The 21,267-nt window shown below is 40.8% G+C and carries 19 protein-coding genes; 12 read left to right on the top strand and 7 right to left on the bottom strand.

Features of this window, described 5'->3' with window-relative positions:
- The first annotated feature begins 101 nt into the window (after nt 1-101).
- Complete coding sequence (locus RMX89_RS19055) at nt 102-1,826, top strand: ABC transporter ATP-binding protein (RefSeq protein WP_322690034.1); 1,725 nt, start codon at nt 102-104, stop codon at nt 1,824-1,826.
- A 371-nt stretch (nt 1,827-2,197) separates the two neighbouring features.
- Here RMX89_RS19055 and RMX89_RS19050 read toward each other — a convergent pair whose 3' ends face one another.
- Together RMX89_RS19050 and RMX89_RS19045 are read right to left on the bottom strand one after the other, a co-directional pair.
- Nucleotides 2,198-3,655, bottom strand: coding sequence for a protein adenylyltransferase SelO (locus RMX89_RS19050; protein WP_322690033.1), 1,458 nt, complete (start codon nt 3,653-3,655; stop codon nt 2,198-2,200).
- Between the two features lie 11 nt (nt 3,656-3,666).
- Entirely contained in the window at nt 3,667-3,801 is a 135-nt protein-coding gene (locus RMX89_RS19045) for a hypothetical protein (protein ID WP_322690032.1), read from the bottom strand.
- A gap of 198 nt (nt 3,802-3,999) precedes the next feature.
- Here RMX89_RS19045 and RMX89_RS19040 point away from each other — a divergent pair, with 198 nt between their 5' ends.
- Nucleotides 4,000-4,212 (top strand): hypothetical protein, encoded by a 213-nt coding sequence (locus RMX89_RS19040; RefSeq protein ID WP_322672072.1) that lies wholly within the window; start codon nt 4,000-4,002, stop codon nt 4,210-4,212.
- Between the two features lie 504 nt (nt 4,213-4,716).
- Here RMX89_RS19040 and RMX89_RS19035 read toward each other — a convergent pair.
- Nucleotides 4,717-5,172, bottom strand: a complete 456-nt coding sequence (locus RMX89_RS19035; protein WP_322690031.1) for a hypothetical protein — start codon at nt 5,170-5,172, stop codon at nt 4,717-4,719.
- A 379-nt stretch (nt 5,173-5,551) separates the two neighbouring features.
- Nucleotides 5,552-6,127 (bottom strand): GNAT family N-acetyltransferase, encoded by a 576-nt coding sequence (locus tag RMX89_RS19030; RefSeq protein ID WP_322672074.1) that lies wholly within the window; start codon nt 6,125-6,127, stop codon nt 5,552-5,554.
- A 498-nt stretch (nt 6,128-6,625) separates the two neighbouring features.
- On the opposite strand from RMX89_RS19030, the gene bioB reads away from it, so the two are divergent.
- Nucleotides 6,626-7,633 carry a biotin synthase BioB gene (gene bioB / locus RMX89_RS19025; protein WP_322672075.1) on the top strand — a complete coding sequence of 336 codons (1,008 nt, stop codon included), beginning with the start codon at nt 6,626-6,628 and terminating at the stop codon, nt 7,631-7,633.
- Nucleotides 7,634-7,703: 70 nt separating this feature from the next.
- Here bioB and RMX89_RS19020 read toward each other — a convergent pair whose 3' ends face one another.
- Nucleotides 7,704-8,885 (bottom strand): class I SAM-dependent methyltransferase, encoded by a 1,182-nt coding sequence (locus tag RMX89_RS19020; protein ID WP_322690030.1) that lies wholly within the window; start codon nt 8,883-8,885, stop codon nt 7,704-7,706.
- A 507-nt stretch (nt 8,886-9,392) separates the two neighbouring features.
- On the opposite strand from RMX89_RS19020, the gene RMX89_RS19015 reads away from it, so the two are divergent.
- Complete coding sequence (locus tag RMX89_RS19015) at nt 9,393-10,076, top strand: hypothetical protein (protein WP_322690029.1); 684 nt, start codon at nt 9,393-9,395, stop codon at nt 10,074-10,076.
- A 143-nt stretch (nt 10,077-10,219) separates the two neighbouring features.
- A complete protein-coding gene (locus RMX89_RS19010) occupies nt 10,220-10,966 on the top strand; it encodes a 2-phosphosulfolactate phosphatase (protein ID WP_322683833.1) in 747 nt (248 codons plus the stop codon).
- A gap of 165 nt (nt 10,967-11,131) precedes the next feature.
- On the opposite strand, the gene galE is transcribed toward RMX89_RS19010, so the two are convergent.
- Together galE and RMX89_RS19000 are read right to left on the bottom strand one after the other, a co-directional pair.
- Nucleotides 11,132-12,148, bottom strand: a complete 1,017-nt coding sequence (gene galE, locus RMX89_RS19005) for a UDP-glucose 4-epimerase GalE (RefSeq protein WP_289794838.1) — start codon at nt 12,146-12,148, stop codon at nt 11,132-11,134.
- Between the two features lie 10 nt (nt 12,149-12,158).
- Nucleotides 12,159-13,559 carry a sugar transferase gene (locus RMX89_RS19000; RefSeq protein WP_322690028.1) on the bottom strand — a complete coding sequence of 467 codons (1,401 nt, stop codon included), beginning with the start codon at nt 13,557-13,559 and terminating at the stop codon, nt 12,159-12,161.
- A 15-nt stretch (nt 13,560-13,574) separates the two neighbouring features.
- Between RMX89_RS19000 and RMX89_RS18995 the strand changes: the two genes are divergently transcribed.
- The 7 genes from RMX89_RS18995 (at nt 13,575) to RMX89_RS18965 (ending at nt 21,237) form a co-directional block, all read left to right on the top strand.
- Nucleotides 13,575-14,888, top strand: a complete 1,314-nt coding sequence (locus RMX89_RS18995; protein WP_322690027.1) for a polysaccharide biosynthesis tyrosine autokinase — start codon at nt 13,575-13,577, stop codon at nt 14,886-14,888.
- A gap of 35 nt (nt 14,889-14,923) precedes the next feature.
- Complete coding sequence (locus RMX89_RS18990; RefSeq protein WP_322690026.1) at nt 14,924-15,769, top strand: ABC transporter permease; 846 nt, start codon at nt 14,924-14,926, stop codon at nt 15,767-15,769.
- A 41-nt stretch (nt 15,770-15,810) separates the two neighbouring features.
- The gene (locus RMX89_RS18985; protein ID WP_322690025.1) at nt 15,811-17,076 is read left to right on the top strand and encodes an ABC transporter ATP-binding protein; all 1,266 of its coding nucleotides are present in this window, start codon (nt 15,811-15,813) and stop codon (nt 17,074-17,076) included.
- Between the two features lie 258 nt (nt 17,077-17,334).
- The gene (locus RMX89_RS18980; RefSeq protein WP_322690024.1) at nt 17,335-18,420 is read left to right on the top strand and encodes a polysaccharide pyruvyl transferase family protein; all 1,086 of its coding nucleotides are present in this window, start codon (nt 17,335-17,337) and stop codon (nt 18,418-18,420) included.
- 54 nt (nt 18,421-18,474) lie between these two features.
- Entirely contained in the window at nt 18,475-19,221 is a 747-nt protein-coding gene (locus RMX89_RS18975; protein WP_322690023.1) for a methyltransferase domain-containing protein, read from the top strand.
- Complete coding sequence (locus RMX89_RS18970; RefSeq protein ID WP_322690022.1) at nt 19,218-20,255, top strand: polysaccharide deacetylase family protein; 1,038 nt, start codon at nt 19,218-19,220, stop codon at nt 20,253-20,255. The genes RMX89_RS18975 and RMX89_RS18970 overlap by 4 nt, the downstream gene beginning before the upstream one ends.
- Nucleotides 20,248-21,237: a glycosyltransferase family A protein gene (locus RMX89_RS18965; protein ID WP_322690021.1), complete on the top strand. Its 990-nt coding sequence runs from the start codon at nt 20,248-20,250 to the stop codon at nt 21,235-21,237. The genes RMX89_RS18970 and RMX89_RS18965 overlap by 8 nt, the downstream gene beginning before the upstream one ends.
- The last annotated feature ends 30 nt before the right edge of the window (nt 21,238-21,267 follow it).

Here is a 21,267-nt window from a genome sequence, read left to right as displayed (position 1 = left end):
TGAACGCTAAAACAGTTTGTAACTAATTAGTAAACTATTCAGAAACTCCCTAAAAACTGCTAGCGTCAAACAAAGTAAAATAGCGTTGTGGATCTTCAAGCTTGAAAACCCGTTCTAATTACTGGCAATTGCTACCTTATATCCGACTCCAGTGGCAAACCATTACCAAGGGAATTATTGGTATCTTGGGATACGTGCTGGCGACTTTAGTATTAATTAATCTCGCTGGTAAATTGGCAATTCCCTTTGCTCAAGGTAATGTAGTCGCGATCGCTCAAATAACTGGCAGCTGTGCTTTAGTATTTCTTGTTCGAGGCTTGTTTCAGTCTATACAAGATATGTACATGGCAAAAGCTGCTTTGCGAGTTGCTTTTCATCTCCGCCAGCAAGTCTACGCGCATCTTCAAAAGCTAAATCTCAGCTATTTTGAAACGGCAAAAGCTGGTGATTTATCTTACCGCCTCACCGAAGATGTTGACCGCGTTGGCGAAGTGGTAAATAAAGTATTTCACGACTTTATCCCCTGTATTTTGCAGCTGCTAGCAATTCCGATTTACATGATTTATCTGAATTGGCAACTAACATTAGCAACAGTGATAGTTGCGCCACTCATGGGTATTTTAGTTGGCTGGTTTGGCGAACGTTTACGCAAATATTCCTTAAAAAGTCAAAATCGCGTGTCGGGTTTATCAGCCATCCTCGCGGAAGTTTTCAACGGTATTCGTTTAGTACAGGCTTTTGCTGCCGAAAATTACGAAATTGCCCGCTTTGGCCATGAAGCAGAACGCAGCCTCAAAGCAAAATACTCAGCCGAACGCCTGAAAGCGATTCAGATTCCCATCATTGGATTTTTGGAAGCCTTAAGTGCGTTATCGTTACTGATTGTGGGAGCTTGGCAAATTTCCCAAGGTAACTTGACTGTGGCGAATTTTTTCAGTTATGTGGCGGCGGCAGCGCTGTTAATCGATCCCATTGGTCATACTACTAACAACTACAACGAATTTAAGCAGGGTGAGGCATCAGTTGACCGCGTTTTTGAATTGATGGCAATTCAGCCGACGGTAATCGAAAAGATAAATGCGATCGCTCTCCCTCCAGTCAAAGGCAAAGTAGAATATCGTCATATTTCCTTTGCTTATAAACCAGGTGAACCCGTATTAAAAGATATTAGTTTATTGGTATCGCCAGGTGAAGCGATCGCTCTTGTGGGTGCTTCTGGTGCTGGTAAAACTACATTTGTGAATCTCTTACCCCGTTTTTACGACCCCGAAGTTGGGCAAATCTTCATTGACGATGTTGATATTCGGGATGTGAAGTTGCATAGTCTGCGGCGACAAATTGGGATTGTTCCTCAAGAAACCATCATCTTTTCCGGGACGATTGCCCAAAATATCGCCTTTGGACAATATATTTTTGACATAAAAGCAGTTAAGGAGGCGGCGAAAATTGCTAATGCCCATCAATTTATTAGCCAACTACCAGAAGGTTATAAGACTTGGGTAGGCGAACGTGGGGTAAACTTATCAGGTGGACAAAGACAAAGAATTGCGATCGCTCGTGCTGTTCTGCTCAATCCTCAAATCTTGATTCTTGATGAGGCGACATCAGCCTTAGATTCTGAGTCAGAAGCACTGGTGCAGGAAGCGTTGGAAAGATTGATGGAAAAACGGACAGTGTTTATTATTGCTCACCGTTTATCGACAGTTAGAAGGTGCGATCGGATTTTAGTTCTTGAACAGGGACAAATTGTCGAATCGGGAACCCATGAAGAATTATTAGCTCTAGAGCGTCGCTATGCGCGGTTTTATGCTCAACAGTTTAGTTAGAGGTAGGGGAAAGTTCGAGGTTTTGAGACAACTGAATTAGTCTCCCGCTTCAGACCTATCCAACATTTATTGAATATCCATAAGGGACTTCTAAGAAATAAATTATCCATCTTGTGGAGTGGGCATCTTGCCCGCCCTAATTATGCAAATTAAAGGTGGAACAGCTTACTACTGACCAAGCACAAAAATTCATAATATAGCGCTTCTCAATTGCATGGAATACAGACCTAACCCCCAGCCCCTTCCCTACTAGCGTTGGGGAGTAAGTTTCAAAGCCTCTCTCCTTTTAGGAGAGAGGTTTGGAGAGAGGTCAGAGTGTATTGCATACAAACGAGAAGTACTATATTAAAAAGAAAGTAGCTGTAAATTGACTACTTCCTAGACTGAATTGCCTTGATTAACTCATAAAAAGGCTGCCAATTATCTTCCTGAGCAATTGCTTCCCAAACAGATTCAATCACAGGTCTTAATAATGCCGTTTTGGGATTATGAACAGCTAGAGTTTGGGCAATTACATTAATGCGATCGCTATCAAAATCATTCAAGATTTTGTGGTATGCTATGCACCAATCATCAAAAATTGCTGATGCACCCGGTACTGGTACAATATCTGAACTATTCATTACAAAACCTGGTTCATCTCGCCATTTAGATGAAAAAGTGCGAGCCATCTCATAAAAGAATTGATGATAACCAACTTGGCTGGCTTTCAAGAATTCAATCGTGAGATTTAAGAGTTCTTCAGCTTGTGGATGTTGCAACTCCACAAAACCCAACTTCTTCAACATCAAAGAACTGTATTCAGCTTGATAATATTCATCAAACTTAGCTAAACTAGTCTCCATATCGCCTTTATCAATAATCGCCTTTAAAGGTTCCTGGAGCATTTCTAAATTTAGCTTGCAAATAATTGGTTGATTACTGTAACAGTAGCGTCCAGAATAGTCAAAATATGCAGCGATAAAGTATGGGTCATAAGTAGGGATAAATGCATAAGGCCCATAATCAAAGCTTTCTCCCGTAATCGACATATTGTCAGTATTCAGGACTGCATGACAAAAGCCAGCCGCCATCCACTGCGCTACTAGTTCTGCAACCCGTTTAACTAATTCGGCGTAAAACAAGCCATATTTATCTTCTTCAGCATTTAAGTGTCGATAATACTGCTCAATTACGTGGTCTAATAACTTCTTAGTTAAATCTGGACGCTGGAAATAGTGCAGTCGCTCAAAAGTGCCAAACCGAATATGAGAACTGCTCATCCTAACCATCACAGATGAACGGGTAGGCGAAGGTTCATCGCCCCGCCAGAGTGGTAAACCTGTTTCAATCATGCTCAGACAGCGCGAAGTACGTACACCCAAGTAGTGCAGTGCTTCCGCAGCCAGAACTTCCCGCACCCCACCTTTGAGCGTGAGCATACCATCGCCACCACGGGAGTAGGGCGTTCTTCCAGAACCTTTAGTGCCAAAATCGTATAATTCGCCATCATTGGCGCGTACTTGTCCGTAGAGAAAGCCTCTACCATCACCCAACTGCCCGTTATATTCACCAAATTGGTAGCCGTGGTAACGCAGTGCTAACAATGGTTTGCGCCCTTGAAATTGGCCAAAGGCTGCGATGAAATCTTCGTCTTTGACTACTTGGGGGTCTAGACCAAAACGGGGTAATAGTTGATCGTTACGCCAACGCAGGAGGTGTTGGGGAAATTCAGCTGCTGCAACCTCATCGTAGTAGTCGCCTCCTAGAGATTCTAAGGCGGTTTCGTAGTTGAGGGAGAGAAAAGGATTGCTAGAATTCTTGTCGTTTGGAGTTTCAGCCAGAGTCATTACGAGCAAAGCTAATTCATTCTTCCTTTAATACTACCTCTGGCTTCAGCATCATCAGCATAGACGCAAAAAGCGATCCATATCAAAATCGGGAGCGCTTCAGGAGGCAGAAGTAAGCCACCTTGAAAAACGTGGAATTGAAGCAAGAACGCTGACTAATTTGTAGTTGTATCAAACTGCCTGATAAAATCATCAGTGAGAAATTTCAGTTTTGTATTTTTTATTACTAGCAAACTTTACATTAAACCATGCTTTATCTACCTGAAATTATTCACTAGATAGAAGAAGAAGTTTAGTAATAAAAAGTATTCTCTTAAAAACAAAACTAAACAATTTTTTTCTAAATGCCAAGTAATTTTTTTACGCCTGTAGAAGAAAGAGAAAAAATCTTTTGTACAGAACTGGTTCAGTGCGGTGTGTTATATGAAAAAGCGGTTACTGCCGCTAAAATTTTAGCTTCTGGTCAGCCAGATGAGCTTTTGTCATCTGAAGACAGAAAAGTTGTCAAAGATGCCTGTGAAAAGTGGTTTGTACAGAATAAGCCCTATAAATGTTGAAGTTTATACACCCATTTTGGGTTAGGCAACTCAGAATAATTAGAACACTGAAGCTAGCTGGCGTAAGTTCGTAGACGCGTGTCAATCGCTCACGAGTAAATTTCTACCTCTGCCATGAGGTATCGGCTCTTGTAAAACCGCTTTCAATCGCCTATTACACAAGTAGTCCCTAAGTGTAACTGCATACCTCGTACCCTCTTTTAAGAGGATGTTTTAAAAGTATTTTTCATCACATCAAAGCTTCAGAAACCTAACCCCCCTAGCCCCCAACACTCACGAGAAAATGGGGGTTTCAAAGCCTCTCTTTGCTTGCCTAACGGCAGGTTGACGCCAACGGGGAGAAAAATGGAAGTGAGATTTATAGTATACTTTACGACTTTTCAAACATCCTCTAAAATAAATAAAGTTTTGGATATTCAAAAAAAATAAGACTGGCTTAACCGAAGTTTGGATAAAATTCGCCAGTCTTGCAAAATTTAAACTTAATGAAATAAAACTGATTTTTTATTTTTTAATTGGTTGTGATGTTGGTGAAGCAATTTCTCCTGGTTTTGATATTGGTTGTGATGCCTGTGAAGAGAGAATTTTTTTCACTTGCAGGTTATAAGTTTGCAAAATTGATTGAACTTGTTTCTGTTGATCTTGATTCAAATCCAAAGATTTTAAAACTATTCTGATTCTCTGACGGGATTGCAGTGCTGCCTTAAATTTAGTATCTTGGGACGGGTTTAATAGAGCCTCAATATTCTTGTCTCTTTGCTGGCGAGCCGCTTGGATTTGTTGGCGCTGTTGATTTGTGAGTTTGATTGGTTGGTGTGGTACAGCACTAGTTTGAGTTTTTAAGGCTGGTGTAGTGCTGGGATTTGGGCCTGGTGCTGCTAAGACAACTCCGTTTAAGACGGTAGCAAAAGCGAAGATAGTAGAAAAGACAGATAAGCGTTTTATAGAATTAATGAGCATTTTAAAAACTCCTCAACTGTTTAAGAAAATTGGACACATCGGCTAAAGCTAACCTTAGGAACTAAGTTTGTTAGCGAACAAATATTACTATTGCATTTGCCTGTGGAGTTGTTGTGTATTTATGATGAATTTACTATGAATTTGTAGAGATTCACAACTGATATATTAAATTCCTTCTCATATAAATATGAGAGTATTGCGAATAGCTGTAAGATGGGTATTACTCAAAAATTACAAATGAGTAATTGAGTGCAATTTTAGAGTTACTTACTTGTATAAAATGACTAAAAAAAATAATAATTATGAATTATAAACAAATTGCTTTAAAAGCAGTTTTGCTAGAGAAATTAAATAATATTGACAATAGCCGTCAGCTTATTTAAATTTTAGGTTCTTTCCAATAAGGATTTGTAAGACTTGTCAAAATGTGATCTTCCCATTGTCCATTAATTAGCAAATAGTCTCTAGCGTATCCTTCAACAACAAAACCGAGCCTTTTGAGTACATTACCACTGCGCCGATTGTGAGGCATATAGTTAGCCATAACTCGGTGAAAATTTAACTCTTCAAATAGATATTGAGTTGCAGACTTTAAACCCTCTGTCATATATCCTTTACCTTGTTTATTTTCAGCAAGGCTATATCCCACATAGCAAAAATGAGCGGCTCCTCGGACAAAATTACTAAAGTTGACCGTTCCAATAACTACGGTAGGATTTTTTTTGGTAAAAACAAATAGTTTTAACGATTGCCCATTGATAAATTCTAGAAAACTATTCTCTATCTGATATTGCCAATATTCTTCAGTGAAAAAACCATCAGCCCAAAGAGGGTAAAATGGAGTGAGATAAGTTTTGTTATCAATAAAGTACTTGAGAATTTGGGGTATATCTTCATGGATCGCTGCTCGCAATAATAGGCGATCGCTTGCAATTATTGGCAGTTCTGATATCATAAATTACTTAATTGGCGGGATCTCTTCCCAGAACAATCTCTAAATTTTGTAAATTCTCTCATAATCTGCGGTTTAGCAGCAGCTAGATTAGCTGTCTGATTATCAGGGCTTATGCAAGTGTCATAGTTTTTTCATAAAGTTTGTTAATAGTCAGGGGTCAATTAACTGATTTTATATAGACTTTGAACTCTTGACCAGCATGACAAAAGATATATCTATACCCAATTCCCAATTCCCAATGCCCAATGCTCAATGCCCAATTCCCAATTCCCTTTACAAAAGATGGGGTGAGTATTTTTGCTCTTAATCTGCCATTCAACCAAAATCTTGATAAGCTGATGTCTAATATCTAGAGCGGAAGGATTGAGAGCCAATGGGTGATAAAGCACATTCCAGGGTACAACTTCGATAAAATAGCTTTGCCCAAAGGCTGTACCGCAGCAGATTTAAGCAAAAGACAGCTCAAGATTTAACCCAGTCTACAAGAAGGATAGTGATGTGGTGGGAATACGCTACGATTGGCAGGAATTAGAGATTCGGGCGATTTACAATACGCCATTGCTAGAGCTGATTTATCAAGCTGCTAGCGTGCATCGCCAATATCATGACCCAACAAAAATACAAGTTTGCAAACTCATATCTATCAAAACGGGAGGTTGTCCAGAAGATTGTAGCTACTGCGCCCAATCTTCCCGTTATAAAACAGAGGTAAAGGCGCAAGCACTTCTAGAAAAAGAAACAGTAGTTAACATCGCTCAAAAAGCTAAAGAAACTGGTGTTAGTCGCATTTGTATGGGTGCAGCTTGGCGCGAAGTCCGGGATAACTCACAATTTGAGGAAGTCCTGGAAATGGTCAAGGATGTAACTGCAATGGGTTTAGAAGTGTGCTGCACTCTGGGTATGTTGACGGCAAATCAAGCCAAGAAATTGTCAGAAGCAGGACTTTATGCCTACAACCATAACTTAGATACCTCGCAGGAATATTACAGCACAATTATTACCACAAGGACATATAGCGATCGCTTGAACACAATTGAGAATGTCCGTCAGACAAATGTTACTGTCTGTTCCGGCGGTATCCTGGGTTTAGGCGAAACTGTCGATGACCGGGTTGGGATGTTACAAACTCTGGCAAACTTACATCCGCATCCAGAGTCCGTGCCAATTAATATTCTCTCGCAAGTACCGGGCACACCTTTAGAAAATCAGCCTGATGTCCCCATTTGGGATATTGTGCGGATGATTGCCACAGCCAGAATTTTAATGCCAGCTTCCGATGTGCGTCTTAGCGCCGGCAGGGCGAGACTTTCTCAAGTTGAGCAAGCTTTCTGCTTTATGGCAGGAGCCAATTCTATCTTTTCTAGCGACGACAACAAGATGTTGACGGTGACAACTCCCTGTCCAGATTACGATACTGACCGAGAAATGCTGAATTTACTTGGTTTGGGAATGCGTCCGCCTTCCCAAAGACAGGAGAAAGTAGCAAGTTCGGCTGTTGTAGGGTAAATATCTAATTGTGGGATAACCGAAAGGCCCATCCCACAATTAATAATTGGATATTTTTTACTTGAATTCCCTAAGCAGGTGTCAATAAAATCAACTGCTGTTGCAAAAGGCTTCTTACCTCATCCAATCCCAGTTCTACATTTGTCAATATCTCTGCAACTGTGGAGTTTTGATCGCATCTTTGCATAAACTCAAACTCTGCTACAGATAAATTAACAATTTGGTAATCGTAATTAAAGAAACATTGACTGGGAAATCCCTCAAGACAAGGATTCAGTTCGGGAATCGCTGCCAGTAATACGTTATCTTCCGACCAGTCAGCTTTGATTAAGGGAGGACGACCGAGGAAAAACTCGTAATGAGTTACTTCTGGGTCTAATAATTCTATCAGGCGATAAAGCTGGCGATCGCTCAATTCTTTTGCTCGTTCGACTAACTCTGGTGCTTTGCCTAAAAGTCTCTCCAAATCCCAAAAGCTCGGATTCGAGAAACCAATAAATTCCAATCCCGAAGCATCAATTAATTCAAACAGCGTCTCAATGTTGTAGTCAATTTCTTGAGGATGAACGTACATATCAGCAAAGTATTCATCCTTGTTGTTTTCTAGCGACCAACGTTGTTTATCGTATTTGACAATTCGGTTATTTTCTGGTAAGGAAGCGAATATTTGTCGCCCGACTTGGACACCATCGCGGTAGTCGCCTTTTTTGTCACCTTGAAGAAGTGCGATCGCTTTTTGCATGAGTTGAATTTCCCAGCGCCCCAATTCCCCGTACACAAAAATGTGCATTAAGCCGCCTGGGGCTAATTTCTTCGCCAAAGCTTGAATTCCGCGAATGGGATCGGGGGTATGATGCAAAACGCCAACACAGTTAATTAAATCAAACTCACCCGGTAACTGTTCCACATCAAACAAACTGAGGTGATGAAATTCAACGCGGTTAGCACCTGAACGCTGACAACGTTCTTTTGCTACAGCTAAAGCACCAGTACTGAGGTCAATTCCCACAACAGAAGCTTGAGGATTGAGGTGAACTAGGTACTCTGTACCTACACCAGTACCGCAACCTGCATCTAAAATCCGAATATCTTGCTTTTGGGGCTTTTGACCTGTGCAGAAGTTATGAGCGGCTAGCCAATTCCAGCGCCAGTTGTAGCCTGGAGGTGGTTCATCCAGCAGGGCTTCAGGCGGAAAGGGGTAGGTATTGTAGAGTTTGGCAACAGCAGCACTAACAGTTTGAGAATCGGACATGATGAGGAATAACGCAGCATTTCTGAGTTTAGCGGATAGTGGCTGATTAGAGCAAAGATTACTATTGCTTATTTTCAACTACTTATCCAACAGCAAAGTCAGTAAATTCGCGTTTATAAGGAGCGTAAAATTTGTTTTTGTGCTGCTAATAGTCTGTATGTTCCCAATCAAAAAAGTAATCTCTTTGCTCAAGTTTAACCGACACATCGGAAATTTTTACAACTAAATTTATAATTTTTTTCTTAAACTTTTATCTAATTTAAAATTCTTAGCCTTAGATTAGAGCTTTATGTTTAAGTTGTTTATAGATTAGATTTGATAGTAAGTCTTTTAACTCTGAAAGTAATAAGCAAGCTAAAATAAATGAGATACGCGCTTATCTAAATAACAGCAAGTATGTGTTGCACTAAGATGAGGAGACGTTTTAGAAAATTGTTAAAATTGTACAAACATTCTAAATCTAATTGGTTTTTGAACATTTGTAATTATTTTTGAGTGATAGCGCTAATGTTTCAATATTATTCAGAACTCCCAGAAGATGATTTAAATATTTTAAGACAACTAAAACATTCTATCGAATCCAGTTCTAAAAATACATCTGAATATTGTCATAGTCTGAATGAATATTATGACGAATTAAGTGAGATGTTCCAATTGATAACTGACCCACTTCCTCCAGATTGTGAGTTGGAAGAATCGCTATTACCTAAATACTACCTTGACTTCAAAGAAGAATATCAACGTTCAGGCCCATACACTTTTTTGAATGATTGCCGATCTGCAAAATTGATCGCTTTTGTACAAGTCATATCTGTGAAAAATAGAGGTGCAAAGGTCACTGCAAAACCTCTATCCATCTTGAAAGGACAAAAGGATGAATTTGAATCAGATTGCTTTGGAAATATCAAGTTTAATGTGTATACAGCTTGGTCATATGCATGTTTTCAAAAAGGAGAGAAAGCATTAATTTTACTAGAAAAAGTATCAACTAAGACTGCAATTATATGGTCTTCAAGCAAAAAATTTGAAGTTAGCAATAGAGATGGCATTGAAATAGTAATAGCAAAAAGAGCAATAAAGTCATATTGGCATGATATTAATGTAGATAAAATTAATGAAAATAACCTTGTAATAATACCTTGGAAACAATTAGAAACATGGATAATAAATAATCTACAATCGTTGTTTTAATGTGAGTTTAACATATTGAAATTGTATAGATATCTTATACTAAGATAAGCAGGTTTTGTGCTGACTATAAACCTTTAATTATTTACACTGCCTTACTTATCTATGGTTTAATTTTTATCATATTGTCTTTTGCGATCGCACCAATGATTTACAACCAATCAGAGTTTAATTTACGCTGTGAATGGGGCGCACAAGGAGTTGCTGAACTCGTTCCTATCAGTGATGTAATTGTGATAGTTGATGTTCTCTCTTTTTCTACTTGCGTAGAAATTGCCACTAACAACGGTGCAATAATTTTTCCCTACGCATATAAAGATGAGTCAGCCATAGATTATGCCAAATCAGTGCAAGCAGAGTTGGCAAGTCATAGACAACGTTGGACTACAACTGGATATTCTCTCTCGCCAAAATCGGTGGCTCAGATTCCTGCTGGAACCAGACTAGTTTTACCATCACCTAACGGTTCTTTCCTGACTTTACATACAGGAAATACACCAACTTTGGCTGGCTGCTTGCGAAATTGCCAAGCTGTGGCGCAGTTTGCTCAAAAGTATGGCGATCAAATTGCTGTGATTCCTGCTGGTGAGAGGTGGAAAGAAGATGGTAGCCTCCGCCCTGCATTTGAAGATTTAATTGGTGCTGGGGCAATTCTTAGTTATTTAAATGGCAGTCTATCACCAGAAGCCGAAGTCGCTGTGACAACATTTCAGGCTTTCCAGCAGGATTTACTAGGGTACTTGAAAAAATGCAGTTCTGGTAAAGAATTGATTGAAAGAGGTTTTGAGTCAGATGTTGAACTATCCGCCGCCTTTAACATCAGTAATTGCGTGCCTTTATTTAAAGATAATGCCTATGTCAACGTAAGTTCGACGAACCTCTCTTTACCTTGAATTAAACTTCAAGTCTGTGCTTCTTCAATTTCAATAGGGACGGTTTTGTGTAGTAAAACCTCTAAGAAATTTTTTGATTGAGTCAATTATAGGGACACTATATGAGCCGTCGAATTCACGTTATCTAAATTGCAAAAACAAGGTTAATTAGGTGCCAAGTTCTAATTATGCATATGCCATATTGATATGCCTTTGACTTGCCAAGTTACTCTTGTGTTTTTCCCAAGCAATGGTTGTGTTGATAATCTCGTCTAAATCATTGTGTTTTGGTTGCCAACCCAGAACCCTATGGATTTTATCAGCACAAGCTGCAACACAGGCAGGATCGCCTGGACGACGTGGTGCAGCAATAACGGGAAAATCTACACCAGAAATAGCCTTGACTCTTTCAATAACTTGTCGCACGCTGTATCCTTGCCCATAACCGCAGTTGAAAATTTGGCTTTCCCCTCCTTTTTCTAAGTAATCTAAAGCATCTAAGTGAGCAGTCGCCAAATCTTCAACATGGATATAGTCTCGAATTGCGGTTCCGTCGGGCGTAGGAAAATCAGTACCAAAAATTCGGACTTCTGGCTTGCGCTTGAGTGCTGCATCACAAGCAGCTCGAATCAAGTGTGTGGCATTCGGTGACATTTGCCCCAATAGTCCACTGGGTTCAGAACCTGCTACATTAAAGTAACGTAAAATTACGTAGTTTAGTGAAGATACTGCTGCATAGTCCTGGATCAGCCACTCACTCATCAACTTTGAACGTCCGTAAGGATTGATGGGCTGTGTAGGATTCGACTCAGTAACAGGATTGTCTTTTACTTCTCCATAGACTGCGGCTGTGCTGGAAAAAATGAACTTGTTAACACCCATAACGCTACAGCAGCGCAGCAAATTTAAGGTGTTGCGGGTGTTGTTGGCGTAGTAGTCGAGGGGATGAGCTACTGATTCTGGAACAATCAGACTAGCGGCAAAGTGTAAGACTGCGCTGAATTTATGCTGGGCAAAAACTTGATAAAGATGCCCACTGTCTACTAAATCGCCAATAATTAGTTTCCCGTGTAGTACCGATGCTGGTGAACTTGTAGAGCAGTTGTCGTAGACTACGACATCATAACCAGCTTCTCCTAGTTGACGAACTACATGGGAGCCAATGTAACCAGCACCGCCAGTTACCAATATTTTATTTTTCATTTCTTTTTCCTTATCTACCTTTACCTAACAAAACAACTCGAATCGTTTTGAAGGCGATCGCTAAATCCAACCAAATGGAATAATTTTTGATGTAGTACAGATCGTATGACAGCTTTTCATAAGCATCTTCTATAGATGCTCCATAGGGATACATAACCTGTGCCCAGCCTGTAATTCCAGGTTTGACCAAATGGCGAACTTCATAGTAGGGAATCGCTTCTTTGAGTTTGACATCAAATTCTGGTCGTTCTGGACGAGGCCCAATCAGACTCATTTCACCCCGTAAGACGTTCCATATTTGAGGTAATTCATCAATACGCAACAAACGTAGCCAGTATCCGACTCTGGTGATTCGTGGATCGCGTTGACTAGCCCACTGCGCCCCCAACTTTTCTGCATCCTGATACATGGAGCGAAATTTATAAACTCTAAATGGTTTACCGTATAACCCACTTCGCTGCTGACTGTACAATACTGGGCCAGGGCTATCTAGCCTAACTAGTAATGCAACCAATAACAGAAGTGGTGCAACTAATACTAGTAAAAAGAGGATCAATATGAGATCGATAACTCGCTTCAGTTTCATACTGAAGTAACCAGGCATGAGGTTAAAACCATCACTAAAAGCCAACCATTTATCTTGTAACAGCGACGAAGGGAGTTTATACCAAAATGTTTCGTAAACATCCGGCAATGTATAAACCGGAATGCCTCGCAACCGCATCTGCATTAACTGTTGTGCTTGTGACTCGGAAAAGTTTATCTGCGCTGTCACTATAACCCCAGACCAGGATTCTTGACTCCATTGCGACAAATCGCTCAGGCTTCCCTGATAACTCAGATTTCTTTTTGGTAAGTCTATAGCTTTTTGGTTTTCCTCTGCTAGAACAGTCAGCTTTCCTAAAGGATTAAGTTCTAGCAATTTTTGTGTAAATTTGATGGCATTATCCCCGCCTCCTAGTATTAACCAACGGCTTTTCAGAGCGTGCGATCGCACCCATCTCACCGCCATTACGCGCAATATTATTGCCCAGATAGTAAAGATTCCTAAGCTAGGTAAGAAGACACTCCGCCACGATATCGGGTTGTATTTGGCAATATCTGACAAGTAAATCAGAGCAGAAATCAAGAAGGCGATCGCAATGCTACAAACAATAATTCGAGCGGGCGCTCTTAAACCTGAAATTTGCCGATCTGGATGGTAAGCATCTGCTAAATAAAATGCTGCAAGTATCATGCAGACAAATACATAAGGCAACGGATTTAGCCAATGTAAGGGTTGATCTAAACGCAACCATTGTGCGATCGCTAAACAAATTAGCAACCCAAAAATATCCCCTAACAAAAGCAATATCGGTAGGCTGCGGACTATATTTGGCAGCCTAGTATTGATAGGTAAACAGACAAACATCCGACGATCGCTAATTTGTTAGCAAAAGAAGCAGCCCTCAAAAAGCAGCTAGAGACGCGAATTGTTGAGAATGCAGATAGAGAAAAATCTGTACCAGCCCAGAATTTAGGGATGGGAGAACTCAAGCAGACCTTAGTGGCCCAACTGGTACAGTCGGATGTAGAACGTTCAGCATTAGCTAACCGAATTACGGTTTTGCAGAATGCATACACACTTTCTCAAAGACGATTGAGTGTTTTACCGCAACTGCAAGAAAAACAGGAGCAGTTAGAGCGACAGTTGCAAGTTGCTACATCTACTTATGAAGAACTGCTAAAGCGATCGCAAGAAGTCGATGTAGTAGTAAATCAGAATGTCGGTAATGCCAGGGTAATATCTGCGGCTTTACTTCCTCAAAAAGCTATTCCTTCCAAAATTGCCTTTCAGCTAGCACTGGGTGGATTTTTGGGAATTTTGCTGGGTGTAGGCGTAGCTTTGATCTTAGAAGCTATGGATCGATCCCTGAAAACTCTTGAGCAAGCCCAGCAGTTATTAGGTTATTCTTTACTCGGTACGATTCCTCACTTCGATCGAAAAGCTAAAAACAGTGGGGAAGGTCTAGTCGAACTAGCAGTCAAAGATAATCCATATTCGGGAGCAAGTTCAGCCTTTGAGATGCTTCAGACAAACCTGGATTTTACTATCTCCGATCGACCATTAAAAGTAATTGCCGTAGTTAGTTCAGCTCCGGGTGAAGGCAAATCATTTGTGGCTGCAAATTTGGCAGTAGCTAAAGCACATATGGGGCGCAAAATCCTATTAGTAGATGCGGATATGCGTCACTCTTCCCAACAGGAAATCTGGAGATTATCTAATCCAGTTGGACTAAGTAATGTTTTAGTTGGTCAAGCAGAGTTTCGCAACGCCACTCAAGAAGTATTAGTTAACTTGGATCTCTTAACGGCTGGGACAATCCTAGCAAAACCCGCAGCATTGCTACATTCGCAGCGCATGGCTTTGTTAATTCAAGAGGCAGTCAAAGACTATGATTGTGTGATTATTGATACTCCTGCCTTGAGTTTGTTTGGTGATGCACTCATGCTAGGCAAGATGGCAGATGGGATATTGCTGGTTGTACATCCTGGAGTGCTTGACCGTGCTGTTGCTAAGAGTACGAAAATGATGCTAGAGCAAGCGCGATCGCATGTTTTAGGAATGGTGGTAAATGGGGTTACTGCTGAAAAGGGGTCTGATTACTATCACTCTAGGAGGTCTGATGGTGGAAAAAGGTCTGCTTTGAGTCAGATAAATTTGCCTGGGATTAAGAGCTTGATGAAGTTTATTTATTGACTTGACTATAGGTTAATGGGGATAGGGGTATTTTCATGATCGGAAAACAAACGCTCGAGCCTCGGCAGAAATTAGTTATTAAGGCAGGGCAAACCGAGCAGCAGTACTGGCAGGATATCTGGAAGTATCGGGAGTTGTTTTACTTCTTGGCTTGGCGAGACATCTTGGTGCGCTATAAGCAAACGGCGATCGGGCTGTCTTGGGCATTGCTGCGACCTTTTTTAACGACAGTTGTGTTTACGGTTGTATTTGGTGTTTTACTCAAGGCTCCGTCGGCGGGTGCGCCTTACCCGATTGTCGTGTTTTCGGCGATGCTACCTTGGCAGTTCTTTTCCAATGCCTTGAGTGAGTGTAGTAATAGCTTAATTAGTAATTCTAATTTAATTTCTAAGGTTTATTTTCCGCGTTTGATTGTCCCAACAAGTGCAGTGATTGTGAGTTTTGTCGATTTTATGATTTCTGCAATCATCCTATTGGGATTTATGGCGTGGTATAACTTTGTGCCAGATTGGCGAATTTTAACGCTGCCGTTGTTTATTGCGATCGCATTTGCGGCGGCGATGGGATCGGGGTTATGGCTGGCGGCATTAAACGTGGAATATCGGGATTTCCGATATATTGTGCCGTTTATTGTGCAGTTTGGACTCTATATTTCGCCGGTGGGTTTTAGTAGTAGTGTGGTGCCGGAACAGTGGCGACTACTTTACTCATTAAATCCAATGGTGGGTGTAATTGATGGTTTCCGGTGGGCAATTTTGGGTAAAAATTTTGACATTTATTTACCAGGATTTCTCTTGTCGGTGGCGTTAGTGATATTAGTGCTGATTACTGGAATTTACTATTTCCGTCGGATGGAGCGCAAGTTTGCGGACATTATTTAGACATAGCGTTTCAGGAGTTGTTAGCACAGGTTGGAGGATTCATGTCGGATACGGTAATCAAGGTTGAAAACTTAAGTAAAAAATATGTGTTGAGCCATCAGCAAGAGGAATATCGCTATAAGGCGTTGCGCGATGTGATGGCGGACGGGGCAAAGTCTTTATTCAGCAAAATCCAAAATCCAAAATCCAAAATCCAAAATCCTTCTCGTGAGGAGTTTTGGGCACTGGAGAATGTATCGTTTGAAATTAAGCAGGGCGATCGGGTTGGAATTATTGGGCGAAATGGAGCAGGTAAATCGACGCTGTTGAAGATATTAAGTCGAATAGTAGAACCAACAAAGGGAAGTATTGAAATTCAGGGACGGGTAGCGAGTTTGTTAGAGGTAGGGACGGGGTTTCATCCAGAGTTGAGCGGACGGGAAAATATTTATCTCAATGGTGCCATTCTGGGAATGAGCCGGGAGGAAATTAAGCGCAAATTTGATGAAATTGTTGATTTTGCGGAGATTGAAAAGTTTTTAGATACGCCTGTTAAGCGCTATTCTTCGGGGATGTACGTACGGCTAGCATTTGCAGTGGCGGCGCATTTGGAACCAGAAATTTTGATTGTGGATGAAGTGCTAGCGGTGGGGGATGTGCAGTTTCAAAAGAAGTGTTTGGGTAAGATGGAGGATGTGGCTAAAGAAGGGCGAACAGTTATATTTGTAAGTCATAATCTGGGGACTGTTCAGGCACTTTGTAGTCGTGGGGTTTTGCTGAGGCAAGGAACAGTGGTAGCTGATGGTACAGTAGATGTAGCGGTTAACACTTACCTCCAAAACCTTGAACAAGCCTCTTTCCAGAATCTTTTAAAGCGTACAGATCGCCAGGGTAAGGGTCATGTGCGACTTTCTCAGATCGGAATTTCGACTGGTGGAAGTTATCCCTCTACAATTTTGGCAACAGGGTTTCCTGCTGTTTTCACCTTCCATATCACTGGAATTCTTTCGGGACTTTCATGCTGTTTTACTATTTACGACCAATATGGACAGCCAGTCACATATTTTGACTCTGCTGTGCATAGTCAAGAGGATATGATTAATCCGCAGCAAGAGACCAAGTTCATTTGCAAGATTGATGAACTGTTGCTGATGCCTGGTCGCTATCGGATCAATGCTGCAATCATGGGCAATGGAGAATTTCAAGATGATGTCAAAGGAGCTGCTCTTTTTGATGTTGAGCAAGGGAACTTACGAGGCCGCCCAGCAAACCCAACAGTTGGATACGGCAATGTCTGTATTCACCATCGATGGATTGTCCCTGCATGAATTGCTATTTTTACTCGCTATTGTCCGCATGAAGGGGCAGACCCGATCGCATCGCAGGCTATTTACAGGATGAATGTGTGGTTTGCTCGTGCCACAATCTGCCATTCAATTTAGATCGAGCGGCTAGTCCTTGTCAGTCATTACCAAAGCTAACAATTTTACAATCTAATCTACTGCTGGAATAGTTGAGGATGAGTTGGTCGTAGAGATCGACAAGCATAATTTTAGTTAATTTGAAGTGACTTCGAGAGAATTTACATGAAAACGCTAGTTGCAGGTTGGTTCAGCTTTTTTAACTATGGAAGTGCAACGGCTGGTGATTTGCTAGCCGCGGAACTGGTGGGTGATTGGCTTGAAGATATTGGCTGCCCCTATGATTTTGCACTCGATCCTCCATTTCAAGGAGGTATTAATTGGCGTTTTGCCGATCCTAAAGACTATTCACATATCGTCTTTGTATGCGGACCTTTTTGTGATTCAAAGGAAACACAAGAATTTTTAGCACATTTTTCTGGCTGTCGGATGATAGGACTTAACTTAACTATGATTCAGCCAGTGAATGAATGGAATCCTTTTGATGTTTTGATAGAGCGGGATAGTTCTGCATCTGTTCGCCCTGACATGGTTTTTCTAACACATCAAAAGTTAGTACCTGTTGTAGGTATTTGCTTGGTAGAGCCTTATGGTGCTGCCTTTGAAGAGGGAGCTTATGCTGCGATTCAAAGACTTGTAGAATCGCGAGAAATGGCAATAGTAAATATTGATACTCGTCTAGATACAAATACAACTGGACTTTGCAGTTCGGCGGAGATAGAGTCACTTATTGCTCGTATGGATATGGTGATAACAACACGTCTACATGGAACAGTTTTATCCCTTAAAAATGGAGTTCCCACAATTTCAATTGACCCAGGAGGTGACAGCTTTAAAATTGAAAAACAAACAAAAAAAATTGGCTGGAATATGACATTTACATCTACTAATATAACTGACAATAAATTACAAGAAGCCTTTGATTATTGCCTAACAGAAGCTGCACGAAAAAAAGCTAAAGAATGTTCTGAACTGGCAAAGCAAATGGCTGTAGAAATACAGAATGAGTTTATTACTGCTTTTGACCACCCAGATCAACTTATTCGTCATAATGTTTGCCACGATTCCGTCCAAGAAAAATATGATGAATCAAAGAATAAAAAGACTAATAATAAAAGAATTTATGCCGATCTACAGCATTGTATTCCTTGGGGTGAACTTCCCAATCAAAATAAAAATTTTATTCTAAAAAAGTTGATAAACACTGGTCATAATTTTACAAACCTGATGAGAAAATTGGGTAATAGATGACCCGATCGTAGCACTTTATAAGCTGTCATTTTTAGTCCTAAATAATTTTTTATCATGAACAAAGAGCAATTCAAACTAATCGCCCAAAAGACATTACCATCTCCTATCCACCACTGGCTCAAGTCTCAATTGCAAGCTTATAAATATGGTAAGGTACGCTTGGGCGATCTGCAAAGCTTAAAACCTATAAATTCAGGTTGGGGTTTTGAGAGAGGACAGCCAATTGACCGCTACTATATTGGGAATTTTTTGGCTAGCCATTCAAATGATATTAGCGGGCGGGTATTAGCAATAGGAGATGACTTTTATACTCAGAAATTTGGAGGCGATCGCGTTACTAAAAGCGATGTATTGCACGTTGAAGATAACCCCAATGCAACAATCATCGCAGACCTAACAAATGCAGAACATATCCCATCAAATACATTCGACTGCTTTGTCCTGGTTCAGACGCTTCAGCTAATTTACGAAGTGCGACTAGCACTGAAAACAACCTACCGTATTATGAAACCAGGGGGTGTCGTTCTTGCTACCTTTCCGGGAATCACACCACTCAAAGATGAGGAATGGAACAATTGCTGGTGTTGGAATTTTACAGCTCTATCTGCACAGCGACTGTTTGAGGAGGTTTTTCCTAAGGAGAATATTCAAGTCGAAACCCACGGAAATGCTTTGGCGGCCACAGCTTTTCTTCAAGGATTGGCAGTTCAAGATATACCCAAGGGAAAGCTAGATTATCATGACCGTAGCTACGAGGTAACTATCACCGTCAGAGCAGTGAAACCTGAGGTGATGGAATGAAAATACTTGGAAGTGATAAATTGCAGCGAACGATTCAACGGCTCCAGAAAAATTTCGCATCCTCTAAGGGGCTTATTTTGATGTATCATCGCGTCGCTGAGGCAGAATTAGACCCCTGGAGTCTGTGCGTAACTTCCCAACACTTTGCCGAGCAACTAGAAGTTTTACAAAAAAAAACCAACCCCATTAGCCTGAAGCAATTCGTGCAAGCGCATCAAGATGGCAAAATTCCAGATCGGGCAGTGGTTGTCACCTTTGACGATGGTTATGCAGACAATCTCCATTATGCCAAACCAATACTTGAGCGCTATAGCATTCCAGCCACGGTTTTCGTAAGTACTGGCTACATCGGAAAAGAGCGTGAGTTTTGGTGGGACGAGTTAGAGAGGTTACTTTTGCGACCGGGCAAATTACCTGAGAAGCTTTCTCTAAATATTAGTGGTAGTCTTTATCACTGGGAATTGGGTCAAGCAGCAAATTACACTGAACAAGACTATCAAAGCGATCGCATTTGTAAAGCCTGGGAAGCTAAACCCGGTTCTCGAATGTCTTTCTATTACTCAATTTGGGAAGTATTACTACCTTTACCAGAACGGGAATGTTTAAAAGCTCTAGACGAGTTAGTAATTTGGGCTAATGCCGAATCTACTTTACGCAAGACTCACCGCTCCCTTTTACCTGAAGAGATTTGTGCTTTGGGACAAGGGAAATTAGTAGAAATTGGCGCTCACACAGTCACCCATCCATTTCTTTCAGCACAATCAACAGAATTACAAAGGCAAGAAATCCAGCAAAGCAAAGCTGCTTTAGAGGAAATGCTCAATCGTCCTGTGACGAGTTTTTCCTATCCATTTGGCAATTACACCACAAAAACCGCTGAACTAGCTCGAACTGTTGGATTTGACTGTGCTTGCACTACAACTAAAGATATTGTCTGGCAACAGAGCGACAGTTTTCAATTACCTCGCTTCGGGATCGAAAACTGGAATGGGGAAGAATTTGCCAAGCAACTATCGAGGTGGTTTCATGGTTGAACAGATAAATAGTAAACCGTTAGTATCCTGCATAATCATCTTTTTTAATGCTAAAAAGCAGAACTTCTTTGAAGAAGCGATAGAAAGCATTTTCGCGCAAACCTATGAAAATTGGGAACTTTTGCTAGCAGATGACGGCTCAACTGATGAGAGTACAGCCATTGCTTTGCAATATGCCCAGCAATACCCTGACAAAGTGCGCTATGTAGAGCATAAAGGACACCAAAATCGCGGTATGAGTGCAACGCGCAATTTGGGTATTCGCCACGCCAAAGGAGAGTACATTGCTTTTCTAGACGCTGATGATCTTTGGTTGCCACACAAGCTAGAACAGCAAGTACCTATTTTAGAATCACATCCCGAAGCAGCAATGCTCTACGGCAGAACTCAATTTTGGTTCAGTTGGACAGAGAATAATCCCGTCAATTCATGGAATTCTGAAAATGGACAGGATGACCTGATGACAATAACTAGTGCCAAATTTGATACGCTGATTAGACCAACAACACAGCTTCTCTTGTTTTTACAAAACAAAGAAATTTATCCTTGTACGTGTAGCATTCTAATACGTCGTCAGGTTTTTAAGGATATTGGTGGATTTGAAGAGGATTTTCGCAATGCTCATGAAGATATGGTCTTTCACTCCAAGGTCTTTCTGAAAGCACCTGTATATGTATCCAGTGAATGCTGGGATAAGTACCGAATACACCCAGATAGTTACTGGCGACATGCAGATATGCAAGGAAAAGGAGTAGAAATACGCCGTATTGGTCATTTAAAATACCTGACTTGGTTAGAGAATTATTTATCTGAGAAAGAAATTAAAGTTCCTGAAGTTTGGAAAGCGCTCAAAAAAGCGCAGTTTCCTTATCGCCATCCTATCTTGTACCGTCTGATTAGATTTATTCATCAACCTAAACGGTATCTGATTATTTTAGCTACTATTTTTTGGCATTTTTTAGAGAAACCAATTAATGACTGAAAGAAATTATTTGATTACAGCAGTAAACAA

Origin of the sequence: Nostoc sp. DedSLP04 (assembly GCF_034530775.1) — a bacterium.
GTDB lineage: Bacteria > Cyanobacteriota > Cyanobacteriia > Cyanobacteriales > Nostocaceae > Nostoc.
Note: the sequence above shows the minus strand (reverse complement) of the source record. Positions and strands in the feature narration are given on the sequence as shown.

What these genes read in the sequence shown, in the direction of transcription:
- RMX89_RS19050 (WP_322690033.1), bottom strand. Translation starts at nt 3,655, where the DNA reads ATGACTCTGGCTGAAACTCCAAACGACAAGAATTCTAGCAATCCTTTT.
- RMX89_RS19040 (WP_322672072.1), top strand. Translation starts at nt 4,000, where the DNA reads ATGCCAAGTAATTTTTTTACGCCTGTAGAAGAAAGAGAAAAAATCTTT.
- RMX89_RS19035 (WP_322690031.1), bottom strand. Translation starts at nt 5,172, where the DNA reads ATGCTCATTAATTCTATAAAACGCTTATCTGTCTTTTCTACTATCTTC.
- RMX89_RS19030 (WP_322672074.1), bottom strand. Translation starts at nt 6,127, where the DNA reads ATGATATCAGAACTGCCAATAATTGCAAGCGATCGCCTATTATTGCGA.
- RMX89_RS19020 (WP_322690030.1), bottom strand. Translation starts at nt 8,885, where the DNA reads ATGTCCGATTCTCAAACTGTTAGTGCTGCTGTTGCCAAACTCTACAAT.
- RMX89_RS19015 (WP_322690029.1), top strand. Translation starts at nt 9,393, where the DNA reads ATGTTTCAATATTATTCAGAACTCCCAGAAGATGATTTAAATATTTTA.
- RMX89_RS19010 (WP_322683833.1), top strand. Translation starts at nt 10,220, where the DNA reads ATGATTTACAACCAATCAGAGTTTAATTTACGCTGTGAATGGGGCGCA.
- galE (WP_289794838.1), bottom strand. Translation starts at nt 12,148, where the DNA reads ATGAAAAATAAAATATTGGTAACTGGCGGTGCTGGTTACATTGGCTCC.
- RMX89_RS19000 (WP_322690028.1), bottom strand. Translation starts at nt 13,559, where the DNA reads ATGTTTGTCTGTTTACCTATCAATACTAGGCTGCCAAATATAGTCCGC.
- RMX89_RS18990 (WP_322690026.1), top strand. Translation starts at nt 14,924, where the DNA reads ATGATCGGAAAACAAACGCTCGAGCCTCGGCAGAAATTAGTTATTAAG.
- RMX89_RS18985 (WP_322690025.1), top strand. Translation starts at nt 15,811, where the DNA reads ATGTCGGATACGGTAATCAAGGTTGAAAACTTAAGTAAAAAATATGTG.
- RMX89_RS18980 (WP_322690024.1), top strand. Translation starts at nt 17,335, where the DNA reads ATGAAAACGCTAGTTGCAGGTTGGTTCAGCTTTTTTAACTATGGAAGT.
- RMX89_RS18975 (WP_322690023.1), top strand. Translation starts at nt 18,475, where the DNA reads ATGAACAAAGAGCAATTCAAACTAATCGCCCAAAAGACATTACCATCT.
- RMX89_RS18970 (WP_322690022.1), top strand. Translation starts at nt 19,218, where the DNA reads ATGAAAATACTTGGAAGTGATAAATTGCAGCGAACGATTCAACGGCTC.
- RMX89_RS18965 (WP_322690021.1), top strand. Translation starts at nt 20,248, where the DNA reads ATGGTTGAACAGATAAATAGTAAACCGTTAGTATCCTGCATAATCATC.